Genomic DNA, 13,412 nt, shown 5'->3' on the forward strand with positions numbered 1-13,412 from the left:
CAATTTTCGAGGCCCCTTCAACGGCCTTTCAGATAGTTAGATGAGCAAAATCGGCACACTGTCGCACTATGCAGCATATAGATGACAAACTTGGGTTATGACGGACACATCTCAATTGGTGCAAGTGCACAGGCTCAAAAAGTATTTTCCTATCCGTGGTGGCATCTTTTCAAAAGTCGTGGCTCATGTGAAGGCCGTGGATGACGTGAGCTTGCATATAGCCAAAGGAGAAATCCTGGGCCTGGTGGGAGAATCCGGCTGCGGCAAAACCACTGTGGGACGCTTGATTCTGGGGCTCATGCCACCCACTTCGGGAGATGTCCTCTTTGAAGGAGTGTCCCTCCAGCAGGTATCCCAAAACGAACTGCGGGTTCTGCGCCGACACATGCAGATCATTTTCCAGGATCCCTATGCCTCCTTGAATCCACGCATGAGTGTCGGAGAAATCATAGGCGAGCCCCTCTTGGTACACGGCCTGATGAAAGGCAGGGAAAAAGACGAGCGGGTCGCCCACCTCATGGAGACCGTGGGGCTGGATCCCCGGTACGCAAGTCGCTACCCCCATGAGTTCAGCGGTGGCCAGCGCCAACGCGTAGGGATTGCACGAGCCCTGGCCTTGCAACCCAAATTGATCATCTGCGACGAAGCCGTGTCCGCCCTGGATGTCTCCATCCAGGCTCAAGTCATCAATCTTCTTGAGGAGTTACAGGAAAAATTCAACCTCACCTACCTCTTTATTTCCCACGATCTGAGTGTGGTCAAACACATCTCTCATCGAGTAGCCGTCATGTACCTTGGAAAGTTGGTTGAAATGGCCCCCACCGAAGAACTTTACGGCAACGCCGCCCATCCCTACACACGTGCGTTGTTATCGGCGGTACCCGTACCGGATCCGGACTATCGCCCCGAAGAGATTCTCTTGAGCGGGGAAGTACCGAGCCCCATCGATCCGCCACCGGGCTGCAGGTTTCACACTCGTTGCTTTTTGTCCCGGGATGTCTGTCGACAGGTGGAGCCTGAACTTCAGGAAGTCGCCCCCGGCCATTTTTGCGCCTGCCATGTTTGTGATTGAATCGTCGTCTTTCCCATTCTAACTGGAAAGGAGTGCGCTGAGACTCATGTGCGGCATTGTGGGATATGTGGGAGGTGCCGGAAACAGCCTCACGCGGGTGCTCACGGCCATGTCCGCCCTGGTCTACCGGGCCCCGGACAGCACCGGCGTGGCGACCTTCGGAGATCCCTGGGAACCCGTTCGGGCCCTCAAGGCCGTGGGTCCCGTGGACCGGCTGGCGGAAGCGCTTCTCCACCGATCGTTGTACGGAGGGCACAGCGAAGCCCTGGCGGCCATCTGGTTCGACGCGGGCCGTGAGGCGGACCTGAAGCCCCTTCAGCGCCGCGTGTTGGCTCTGGAAGGTTTCACCCCGGAAGACTTCGAACCCTACCTGAACGGCGAAAAGACCCCTCCGCTCTTTGATTCTTTGGTGGATTTGGATCCTTCCAAGCAGCAAGTTCTCCGGCCCGGGACCCCGGGGCGGCCGGCGCCGCTGCCGCACCATACCATCCGCTCCCGGAAAGGCCTGGCTCAACTGGTGGATACTTTCGCTCTCCACTACGATCTTTCGCCCACCATCACACAGGCTCTCGTGCGCAAAGCCTTCCTGGACCGATTACGCCACCTGGACCCGCCCATGGGCCAAGGTTTTTCCGACGAGCAGATCAAATCGGCCTTCGACATGGTCTTTGAAAGGATCCTTCAGCACCAAGGCCCCCTGAGACGTTCCCGACTGGACTACCCGGCGTCTTCCAGTGCCGCTTCCCTCCACAAGCTCCTGTGGAAGACGTTGATCGGCACCCGGGTAACGATTCCTCCCGACTTTGATCGGGATGGTGTTCGCTGCGTCTTCCGGCTCCTGGATTCGGCCATCGTGGGTGAGCGCCTCTGGGAGGATGAACCCCGGCGGGACCGCATCCAGGCACTCTTCCGAGATCTCATCCAGGCTCCGGCCCTGGGCGGGAGTTCATGGCGTGTCGCCTACTGCGCCGAACGAGGTGCCAACGTCTACGGTTGGGCCGCCGCGGCTGTTCTGGAATTTCTGCGTGGGCATCTTCCTGGCTCGGCGCCGACTTCCTTGATCCAGGACACCCCCACAGAGGCCCGGCAACCCGGGACCACCGGCCCGTCTGCGCTGCGTTTCTTTTCCGCCCCCATCCTGGCCCATGGTCGCTACGCGCTGCAGTCCGCCGTCACCCAGAAAAACTCCCACCCCTTTTTCGATCGAGACAGGCGGCGGGCCATCGTTCTCAACGGCCAGTTCAGCCCCGCCGTGGAAAACGAGATCAAGGACTATCTGCGGCTCGCCGGATATGGCTTCCGATCGGAAAATTCCGCCGAGTACATGTCTCTTCTCTGGGGACACTACTTCGCGTGCTTTCAAAAGGACAAGGATCGGTTCGAGGCGGTCACCGCCCACACCCAGGCCGGGGTGGATCACATCTCGCCCGCTTCCCAGACCATCGACTTCAAGGTCTGGCACGAACTCAGAGACAAGGGCCTCGAGGACTTGGACCAAAAGGCCTTTGTGGAGGCCACCCGGCAGCTCGCCCGGGATGGCGGGCAGATCGCCGTGGCCGGCATCAGCACCCATTCGCCCGGCAGGATGTACGTGGCGTCGCACAATCGGCCCGTTTTCATCGTCCAGCGGCCGGAAAACGATGATTTCATGGTGGTCTCCGACGTGAACGCGGCCCTCGGCCTCTTCCCCCAGAAAATGATCCGTGAAAAGAGCGAACAATTGCGGGCCGCCCGGGAAGCTTTCGCTCGCGAGAGACGAGAGCTGCGTGGACGGGGCGCCTCCCCCGGAGAGCTCCGGGCGCTGGAACAGCGCCATAACGCGCTCCGCGAGCAGATCCTTTCACCTTTCCATGTGAAGGTGTACGCCCTGGAAGGGCCGGAGAATCTCGCCATCATCCACACATACCGCCTCGGGTCGGAGGTTCATCGCCGGGTGGCCTTCAAGAGCTTCGAGGGGGAGTTGCTCGAGGACCCGGAACCATTGGAGACGACCATCCATCCCTTGCAGGGGAGAAAGGATCTCGACCGGTCTTTCTTCGAATCCCACTTGAGCGATATCCCGGACCGCCTGGAGACCATCTTCCGATTCTACGCCCCGGACGGTCGGCCCGACCTCACACAAATACCCCTGCGGGTCCGCCGCCTGGAAAAGAAGTTCGGTGGACGACTCCGAAACCTGGAGCGGCTTTTCCTGGTGGGCATGGGAACCAGCTATCACGTGGGCGGTATGGCCACGGAGATCTTCAAGCAGATCGACCCGTCTCTCCACGTTCACGTGCTCAGCCCGATGGAGATCGAAGATCCTTCCACCCTCTTGGAACCCGATCGGGATCTTGTGATCTTCATGAGTTGGTCCGGAACCACGGCGGATGTGATCGAGTGCGCCAAGGCGTGCCTCGATCAGCGAGTGCCGATTCTGGCCCTCACGGAAAAGCCCTTTTCCGATCTGGCTCTGCTGACAGCCAAGAGCATGGGGGTTTTGCCTGTCATGAGCGGCGAGGAGGTGACCGTTTCAGCCGTCAAGAGCCCCCTGTGCATGCTTCACGGCCTCACCCTCTTCGGTCTCTGGCTGGCGTCGACACGGGGATCCGGCCTGGATCCTGACCAATATCTGCGGGTGGTGGAACAGTTGCCGGAGGCTGTGAGAAGCGTCCTGGAAGGTGAAGAAACACTGGCGTTTGCAAAGGCCATGGCCCGATTCTACAGCGGCAGCCATGCGGCCTTTGTGGTGGATCGCCTGGCCGGTGGATCGCCGGCTGCCGAAATCGCCTTGAAGCTGGAAGAAACCACATGGAGCACCGTGGCACGGGCGGTGGATTCCCAGCACCTGCCGCTCCGGGCCATGGGCGGAAAACCTTCCGAACACCTGGTCTGGGTGCAGGCCACTCGTTCCTCGTGCCTCAAGGCCGCCCGCACCTGCATGAAAGAACTCTTCTTGGCGGACATCGCCTTCATGGCCACAGCGTGCCGTGGACCTGACGACCAGGAACTCAAAGCCCTGTGTGGAGATCGTGTGCATTTCCTGCCGGAACTGCCGGAAGCTTTCCAGGTCTACGTGGATCTGCCTTTCGCCTACCTTTTCGCCTACCATTTCGGCAGGGCTCAGGGGCGACGAGAAGACGACTTCCCGCGCAATCTGGCGAAATCAGTGACCACGTCCCGGGCCCGCAAGGAAACGAGACGTTCCCGAAGCCGTCACTGGACCCGGATCAAAGAGGCGGCCCGCGCGGATGCGGATTTCAGTGAGGCGGTCCGGCGGCTCCGATCTCCTTCACGGCTGGAAGAAACCTCCACGTTTGACTACGAGCGCAGCCGCCTGAAAGCCCTACGTTCAGCAGCCGCAGCCCTTCTTCGCAATCCTTGGGAGCAGGTTGTTGAAGAGGCAAATCTGCCGCTGGAGACGATGCGCTCCCTGCTGGAAGAAGACTCGGATATTTCCGGGCAAGTCCTTCTCGTGCCGTCGGATCCGCCCGGGCTTTCGGCCGCCACCGCCGCTGCGCAAATGTGGAGACGTCTCCTCGGGCGCGCTTTCAGGGTCGTATCGTCCCACGAACTGCACCGCACTCGGCTCCAAACGGACGATTTCCTGATCCCCGTCTCGGGCTCTCCCCCCTGCCCGACGCTGGTGCATCAACTGCAGGAAGCCGGCACATCCAACATTGTGTGGATCGCGGCCGGCCCCTTCGAATCCCTCGCCGGATGTCCTTATAAGGTCCTTCCCACCCGCCGATTCCGACAGGACGGATGGATCGCCTGCTACCTCCTTTTGCTCCTCATGCTCCACAAGGTGGTGGAAGCCGTGCGCCCCGAAAAAGCCCGGATCCTCATGGACGCGTTCCGCGCGGGAGCCGCCGGCCTGGAGAGGCTTTTGAATCGCCCGCCCCTCCGCCAAGAGGTATCCAACGTCATGGGGGCCAATCGGAGCTATGCGTCCGCCTATCTCATCGGATCGGGCGCAAGTCCGGTATCCGGGTGGCTGGCCGCCTTCGACCGCACACGTTCCCTCACCCTCGCTTTTCACCCGTACGGGGAAAGCCCCCATGGGTCCTTGGTCACCGTGGATCCGCGCAGCGAGCTGAAGTACATCCGCATGAAATCCCGAGACCGCATGGTGGCCCGCTACGGGGAATCCGCCGTTTCCTCCTGGGAAGCAATGTTCCTGGGAGGGAGAACCGTGGACGATTTTCTGGCCCAGCCCGATACTACAGGCCTCACGGTCCCGGTTCGCCCCTTCTACGACGAACATTGGTACCTCCCCGTGCTGCGCCCGGACTACGACCCGGCACAGGACAATCTGATCTTTCTCGATGCCACGGACGCGCACACCCTACCCGCCGCCTTGGATGAACTGAACTCCTACGGATGTCGCGCGGCGCGCATCGTTCTCATCACCCAGGGTGCTTTTCTCCGGGGATCCGTCGGCAAGGCGCTTTTGGCCCAGCCCATCAGCCACCTTCTCACCCTCCCTTCCCCGGACACCGAATCGCCCGCACGTCCGATTCCGGACCCGGTCGTGCCCTTGTGCACCCACGCCTTGGCGGCGGTGCTCGCCGCCGAGCGATGCCGCCTGGAGCAGAGTCCGCTCGACGGCGAACCTTGGTCTGAACATTTACTCCGCGCCTTCGGGCCTCTGAGCCTCATTGTGCAGGACCAGAAGGCGGACCTGCCGTGTTTGACCCATCACCTCATCACCTCCCTCAGAAATCTGGCGCCCGTGATCGATCGGGTCCACACCATGACCACCCGGCGGGTCCGCAAGGTATTGGAGGAAAGGGAGTTAAAGGATCTCGCCGCGGCGGGAGCCCTGGCTTCCCCCGCAGAAGCGCTGGCCCGTTTCCGGATGCAAGCAAAGCGGGATGCCCCCTTTTTCCTCATCGCCCAGTCCCGGGTTGAGCCTTCACAAGGTTCACCACCCCCCCCGGCGGCGAAAGGCCATTGGGACACCCCCCTGTGGGTGGAGGCCCATGGCGATCCGTGGCGAGTTCTGGCCCATGGTGTGGTGGGCATGGGACCCGGGCCCAACGGGCAAGGCCTTCTCCTGATCCCCCTGCTGAACGACGGCCCCGGTCGCCTCGTCTTCCTGACCGTCTCTTACAAGGACTGGAGCGCAGAAGGCGACCTTTCTTCGGCCATTGATCAGACCTGCAAAGCCCTCGGCAAGGATGCCGTAACCACGGATTTTCAAAGTCCCCGTTACATGAAAATCGTCAGTCGCTTCAACAGTCTCATGTTTCCCGAAGGGGTTTCCTGGAATGATCGTTTTTTGCTTTCGGTCCCGAGGGCGCGGCTCTTTGTCGACAGGAGCCGGGTGGTGGCGGATTTCATTGCAGAGCAGGTTCGCTCAGCTCTGATGCTCGTGCCGCACAGCGCCGACCGCCCTCGTCTTTTTCTGCGTCAGATGGAGGTCTTTTTTCGAGAAACGTGTGGCGCTGCTGAAGCCCGGCCCGGGCGGCTCCCTTGGTGGGAATCTTTCCTCCGGTTCCTGAAATGACCGTGAAGCGGCTTCCTCGGCCTTCGTCCCCCGAGTGGGGGGAGCGTCCCGGCTCGGCCCGGAACCCTCGACGACGGAAACGGGCCATCCGCCTTTAGCTCCGCCCGCCTCTCCCTGTGCTTCGACTCGAAGGGACGCCGGCCCCTATATTGCCGTCCCACCCAACAGGGAGTGCCACCGTGTTTTGCGAAGTGCAGGTTCCCCCTCATTCGGGGATCCCGAAGCCAACGTAACATGGTTATTCACTTTCCCTCCCCTTTCCCGCCGTCCTCTCCAAAAAAACACTACAGGAACGCTGGAATTTTTCCGATCCATCAGGTACACGGAAGCACTGGGGACTGCAGCCCCAACCAAGCATCGAAATGCAGGAAGGAAACTCCTCAGGCCCATGGACGTTCAGCAAAACCGCGACCGTGTTTTCCCCATCGACCTTTACCGTTCTTTTCTGGAAGCCAGCGACAAGATCGCCCTGCGCATGACCCCGGACGGACGCATCCTCTATATGAACCCTTTCGGACTCCGATTCTTCGGCTACTCGGAAGTGGAGCTCATCGGTCAGAAGCTTTCCGACACCCTGCTCCCCTTCCGCAAGCCCGACGAACCGCTTTATGAGGACCTGGCCCCCCGCATCGCCTCGGATCCCGCCCGGCACCTTCATCACGTGAACCGGAACCGGCGTCGGGACGACTCCCTGGTCTGGGTGGCTTGGACCAACCTTCCCCTCTTCGACTCCGCAGGTCGGGTGGAGGAAATCCTCTGCATCGGGACGGACATCACCGACCTTATGACGGCCCAGAGCCGCTATCGGATCCTCTTTGAACACACCGGGCAGGCCATGGCCCTGCTCGACAAATCCGACACCATCCTCATGGTCAACCGTCGTTTCGAGGACCTGACCGGCTACAGCAAGGAAGAAGTGGAGGGCAGGCTGGCGTGGACGGTACTGATCCACGAGGAAGACAGCAAACACATGCCGGATTGTCGAGAAAGACGCACTACAGGGGACCCCGAAGCCCCGGCGCAATACGAGTTCCGGCTGCGGACCCGATCCGGACGGCAACGTCACGTCCTTGCGACCCTGACCCGGATGCCCGGAACCAAACAGACCATCTGCGCCCTGCTGGACATCACCGACCGGGTACGGGCGGAACGGGACCTGGAACTGCAAAAGGCTTATTTTGAAGCCATCTATCAGAACTCTCCGGACGCCGTGGCCCTGGTGGACCCTCAAGACCGCATCGTCTCGATCAACAACGCCTTCTCGCGGCTCTTTCAATATGAACCCGATGAGGTCATCGGCCTTCCCATCAACGACTTGATCACAGATGCCTCGTCCCGGGCCCATGCCGACAACCTCTCACGCCAGGCGCTGCAGGGCATTCCCTTCGAAGTGGAATCGAAGCGCAAACGCAGGGACGGTTCCCTGGTGGACGTGGCCATCGTGGCCGCCCCCATTCGCCTCGACGGTCGACTCGTGGGGGTATACGCCGCCTACCGGGACATCCGCCCCCGAAAAGAAGCGGAACGGGCCCTCCGGGAAATGGACGAAAAGTACCGGCTCATCGTGGACCATTCCAACGATGCCATTTTCGTTCTCCAGGACGGTTTCGTCCGGTTCTGGAACCCCCGGTTCCGTGCATGGACCGGATATAGCGATGGGGAAATCTCCCGGCTCCCTGCCGAGCAACTGATCCATCCGGAAGACCGCAGCTTCGTTCTCAACTACCACCGACGAAGGCTTGCCGGGGAAGACAACGTTCCTTCCAGCTATCGTTTCCGCGCTCTGACCAAAGATGGGTCCATCCTGTGGATCCACATCAACGCCATCGTCGTAGACTGGGACGGGCGGCCCGCCACGATCAACTTCGCCCGGGATTTCACGAGGGAAAAGGAGCTGGAGTCCCAACTGCTGCAGGCCCAGAAAATGGAAGCGGTGGGGACCCTGGCCGGCGGTATCGCCCACGATTTCAACAACCTTCTCCAGAGTATCCAGGGCTACACGGAGTTGCTGCTGCTCAACAAGGATCCGGACCATCCGGATCGAAGACGGATCCAGCGCATCCTGGAAAGCATCGAAAAAGGCACGGAACTGGCCCGGCAACTGCTCACCTTCAGCCGGAAGCTGGAAAGCCGCCTGAAACCTCTGAATCTCAACCGGGAGATCATACAGATCAAGACCCTCTTGGAGCGCACCATTCCGAAGATGATCCGGATCCGCCTGGATTTGGATCCCAACGTTCCGGCCATTCTGGCGGACACCGCTCAAATCACCCAGCTGATCATGAACCTGGTGGTCAACGCCAAGGATGCCATGCCGGAAGGAGGGCGGATCACCATAGCCACCGAGGGGGTTGCGGATCCGAGCAATCTGCCGCCTTCCCTTCCTCCCGGCTCCTATGTGCGGCTCACCGTGCAAGATACCGGCACCGGCATCCCGCCGGAAGTCCAGGACAAGATCTTCGAGCCGTTCTTCACCACCAAGCCCATCGGACACGGCACCGGCCTGGGCCTCTCCATGGTTTACGGCATCGTCCAGAACCACGGAGGAACCATTTTCTGTGACAGCGAACCCGGTCGTGGGGCGCGCTTTCGCATCTACTTTCCGACCGTTCCCGACAGGCCCGCCAGGAACATGTCTCAGGATTCATTCGGCCCGACGGCGCGGCGGGCGGGAAACATTCTCCTGGTGGACGACGAGGAGACCATCCGCGAGTTCGGTCGGGAGATGCTGGAGTACTGCGGCCACAAGGTCTTCACAGCCCGAGACGGCGAGGAAGCCGTGGACGTGTATCGGCACCACATCGGAACCATCGACCTGGTCGTCCTGGATTGGATCATGCCGGGAATGGGAGGACGGAAGTGTATGGAACAGATCCTGGCCCTGAACCCCCGCGCCAGGATCATCATCGCCAGCGGCTACTCGCCGACCGAAGCGCCCCAGGAGGTGGTGCGCGCAGCGGCTTTTGACTTCGTGGCCAAGCCCTATCAGATGCAAAGGCTTCTCGAGATCATCGACCGGGCTCTGGACTACTCCGTCAGTGAACCATGACCGGCCCCCCGGAAGCCTTGGGGCCCCGCATCACGAAGGTGAGCGGCACCAGGGCCGCCGTGAACCAGGCAAACAGCCAGAAGGTGTCGTTGAAGGCCATCATGGTGGCCTGCCGGATGACTTCCCGATAAATCCCCGCCAGAGCCAGCTTCCGGTCGTAAAAGGATGCGGGATCCCCTCCCAGCAGCGCCAGCATCTTGTCCATGGCCATCTGGAACGGCTTGGCGAACGGCGTCAGGTGGTCCACCAGCATGTTCTGATGGAACTGGGACCGCTGGGAAAGGACCGTGGTGGAAAAGGCCACCCCGAAACTTCCGCCCAGGTTCCGAAGCAGGTTGAAGATCCCCGTGGCGTTTCCCATTTGCTCCTTGGGAATGTTCACGTAGGTGGCGGCGGAAAGGGGAACGAAAAAGAGTCCCATGCCCAGAGCCTGTACGACCCGGGGCAGGGCTACAGTCAGGAAGTCCGCCTGCAGGTTGAATCGCGACATCTGCCACAGGGCCACGGCGGCAAAGACCAGGCCCACGGCCAGCAGCCGACTGGGCCGAACGCCCCGCTTCATGAGATTTCCGGCCACGGGCATGATCATGAGGCTCGCCAATCCGCCCGGTCCCAGCACCAGTCCCGCCCAGAGCGCCGTATAGCCCATGAGGTTCTGCAGATAGAGAGGCAGGAGCACGATGCTGCCGAATAGGCAGAAGAACCCTGTGAACATGATGATGTTTCCCGCCGTGAAGGTGGCGTCCGAAAAGACCCGGAGGTTCACCACCGGATGGCGCACCCGAAGCTCCACCACCACGAAGAGGGTCAAAGCCACCGCAGCGATCACCGAAAGCACCACGATGAAATGCGATTGGAACCAGTCTTCCCGCTCCCCCTTGTCCAGCACGATCTGCAGGCAGCCCAGGCCCACCACCAAAAGCGCCAGGCCCCAATGGTCGATGCGGATCTGGCGGGCCCGGATATAGGGCGGGTCGTGCACAAACAGGAACGCCATGAAGACGGCCAGCAGCCCGATGGGCACGTTGATGTAGAAGACCCAGCGCCAGGACCAGCTGTCCGTGATCCATCCGCCCACCACGGGCCCCAGGATCGGGGCGAACACCACGCCCATGCCGAAGATGGCCATGGCCACCCCGTGTTCCCGCACAGGAAAGGTCTCCAGCAGGATGGCCTGGGACAGGGGCTGCAGGCCCCCTCCCCCCAGACCCTGAAGAATGCGAGCCACGATGAGCATCTCCAGGGTGGGGGCCGCTCCGCACAGGATGGAACTCAACGTGAAGAGCACGATGGAAAAGATCAGGTAGTTGCGGCGGCCGAAGATGCTGGCCAGCCACCCCGTGATGGGGATGACGATGGCGTTGGAGACCAGGTAGGACGTGAGGACCCAGGTGACCTCGTCCACCCCCGCATTGAGGCTCCCCTGGATGTGGGGAAGCGACACGTTCACCACACTGGTGTCCATGACCTCGATGAAGGTGGGGATGATCACCGTCATGGCCACGGCCCACTTGCGGGCCTCCGGGTTGGGGGCGTTCACGACCGGCCTCCTCCAGGTGCCGCACGCAGCCGCGGTCCGCTCTGGTCCGACGTGTCCACCGTCACTTCCAGGCTGAAGCCCACACGCAGAGGGAATTCAGGGGAAAACGGCTCCTCCAGCTCGATGCGCACGGGCACCCTCTGGGTGATCTTCACCCAGTTTCCCGTGGCGTTTTCCGGCGGCAGCAGCGAAAAGGCCGCCCCGGTGCCCGAGCGGATCCCCACCACCCGGCCGCGGAAGGTCTTTCCCGGATAACAGTCCGCCTTCACTTCCGCCGGCTGGCCGATCCGGATCTCCTCCACCTGGGTTTCCTTGAAATTGGCCTCCACATAGACATCCTGGAGCGGCACCACGGCCAGAAGCGGCTGTCCGGGCTGCACCCGCTCGCCCACCTGGATCCGCTTCTGGGCCACATACCCGTCCAGGGGCGCCGTGACCCGACAGTAGGAAACATTGAGGCGGGCCTTTTCCAGCTTGGCCTCCAGTTCCTTTTCCTGGGCCCGCATGGCCGCGATCTTCCGCTCCTGCACCTGAACCTGAAGCCGGGCCGCCTTGGCTTCGTCCAGCCTGGCCCTCGCCAACAGGACATCCTTTTCCGCCGCCTCCACGGCGCTCACGGCAGCCCGGTAGCGGGCTTCCACGGACGAAAGTGCGGCTTCGGCCTTCCGAAGGGCCGTTTTCATGCGGTCCCGGTCCCGAACGGAGGCCGCCCCTTCCCGGGCCAAGGCGTCGAACCGTTCCCAGTCCCTTTTGGCGTGGCGCCAGTCGGCCAGAACCCCGTCGCGTTGTCCCGCCACCTCCTCAAGCCGCTCCTTGGCCCCCGCCAGCTGGGCCTCGGATGCGGAAAGGGCCGCCTGGGCGCCCTGAACGGACGCCTGCGTCGAGGCCTTGAGGTATTCGAGAACCGTGACGGCGGCCTCCATTTCCGCCCGGAGCCGCTTGAGCGCCGCCTCCGCCTCGGCCTCCTGCACCCGGTAGTCCGTGGGATCGAGGCTCACCAGTTCCCGTCCCCTTTCCACGAAGTCGTCGTTTTCCACATGCACGGCCACGATGGTTCCCGGAATCCGGGCGCTCACCGCCGCCACATCCGCCATCACATAGGCGTTGTCCGTGGATTCCTTGTTGCGGACAAAGAACCACCAATAGAAGGCGCCCAAAACCACGGCCCCCGCCAACACCAGGAACAGGACCTTCTTCACGTTGTTTCGCCTGGGAACGGACGTCGGTTCATCAGGCGTTCTCTCTTCCACCTTCTCCACCATGGTGACCTTCACTCCCGCCCTTCCGGGTCTTCACCACGAATCCCCCGCCAAAAGACATCCGCTATGGCGTCGCTCAAATCCTCCAGATCCAGGCCTTTGGTAAAGCCTTCCCCGAACACCTCCCGCAACAGCACCACGTAATGGGCCATGCCGATCAGCAGACGCGCCGCCAAATCCCCGTCCAGATCCCGCACGGTGCCATCGTTCATGCCTTTTCTGAGATAGGAGGATAGAAGCTCCAGAAACCGGGCCCGGGGACCCCGCACAAAGTCCCTGGCCAGCTCATGGCCTTCCAGGGCGCTGAAAAGCACAATGCGAACGAAGGCGGGATCCGAGGCGTGCCGTTGCAGGAAGGAACGGACCACGCGGCGCAGCACCGTGGGGACATCGCCCAGGGCCCCCCAGTCCAGATCCCAGGCCGAACGCATCTCCTCCACCTTCCCTTCCAGGATGGCGTGGTAGAGGGCTTCCTTGCTGGGGAAGTGCTGGTAGAGCATGGCTTCGCTCACCCCCGCCTGCCGTGCCAGGTCCCGGACCGTAGTCCCCTGGAAACCCTTCTGGGAAAAGAGCCGGATGGCAGCCTCCAGGATCTTTCGGCGCCGCTCTTCCGCCGACAGTCTGGATCTGGGTGGAGCCGAAGCCGTCACGCGTCCTGCCTCCCTTCGCACAAGTAAACATTTACTTAGTTTTTTAGACAATCGCCCCTGTCGGATCAACAAAAATCCTGCAAGTGAAGGATCCTCCTCCCCCGCAATGCAAAAGGGCACGCGTGAGGCCCGTCTCCACAATAATGCGTGGACGCCGGAAGCGACCGACGCACCATTTGGGGGACCTCTGAAAGCCGCGACAGGGGCGCCCGACCAGCCAAGAAGCTTTTCTGAGAACGGCATTTTCAAAGGAGCGCGGCCTTTGCGCCCGCTTCTCGTGCGGGCCGGAGGCCCGCATTCCCACGAGACCTTCGGGTTCGTTGTCGCACAGCCTCCGAGGACCGTGCCATC

6 protein-coding genes are annotated in these 13,412 nt (G+C 61.7%); 3 read left to right on the forward strand and 3 right to left on the reverse strand.

The window, feature by feature from the left end:
* The first annotated feature begins 97 nt into the window (after positions 1 to 97).
* From BUB04_RS08565 to BUB04_RS08575, 3 genes are all read left to right on the forward strand, one after another.
* Positions 98 to 1,072: an ABC transporter ATP-binding protein gene (locus tag BUB04_RS08565; protein WP_073038590.1), complete on the forward strand. Its 975-nt coding sequence runs from the start codon at positions 98 to 100 to the stop codon at positions 1,070 to 1,072.
* A 46-nt stretch (positions 1,073 to 1,118) separates the two neighbouring features.
* Positions 1,119 to 6,563, forward strand: coding sequence for an SIS domain-containing protein (locus BUB04_RS08570; protein ID WP_073038591.1), 5,445 nt, complete (start codon positions 1,119 to 1,121; stop codon positions 6,561 to 6,563).
* A gap of 388 nt (positions 6,564 to 6,951) precedes the next feature.
* Positions 6,952 to 9,612, forward strand: coding sequence for a PAS domain-containing hybrid sensor histidine kinase/response regulator (locus BUB04_RS08575; RefSeq protein WP_073038592.1), 2,661 nt, complete (start codon positions 6,952 to 6,954; stop codon positions 9,610 to 9,612).
* Here BUB04_RS08575 and BUB04_RS08580 read toward each other — a convergent pair.
* From BUB04_RS08580 to BUB04_RS19305, 3 genes are read right to left on the reverse strand one after another with little or no spacing between them, the layout of a single operon-like run.
* Positions 9,599 to 11,110, reverse strand: coding sequence for a DHA2 family efflux MFS transporter permease subunit (locus BUB04_RS08580; RefSeq protein WP_073038664.1), 1,512 nt, complete (start codon positions 11,108 to 11,110; stop codon positions 9,599 to 9,601). The two genes, BUB04_RS08575 and BUB04_RS08580, sit on opposite strands and share 14 nt — an antisense overlap.
* 38 nt (positions 11,111 to 11,148) lie before the next feature.
* Positions 11,149 to 12,426: an HlyD family secretion protein gene (locus tag BUB04_RS08585; RefSeq protein ID WP_073038593.1), complete on the reverse strand. Its 1,278-nt coding sequence runs from the start codon at positions 12,424 to 12,426 to the stop codon at positions 11,149 to 11,151.
* The gene (locus BUB04_RS19305) at positions 12,423 to 13,061 is read right to left on the reverse strand and encodes a TetR/AcrR family transcriptional regulator (protein ID WP_073038594.1); all 639 of its coding nucleotides are present in this window, start codon (positions 13,059 to 13,061) and stop codon (positions 12,423 to 12,425) included. The genes BUB04_RS08585 and BUB04_RS19305 overlap by 4 nt, the downstream gene beginning before the upstream one ends.
* Between the last annotated feature and the right edge of the window lie 351 nt (positions 13,062 to 13,412).

This window comes from Desulfacinum infernum DSM 9756, assembly GCF_900129305.1.
Classification (GTDB): Bacteria; Desulfobacterota; Syntrophobacteria; order Syntrophobacterales; family DSM-9756; genus Desulfacinum; species Desulfacinum infernum.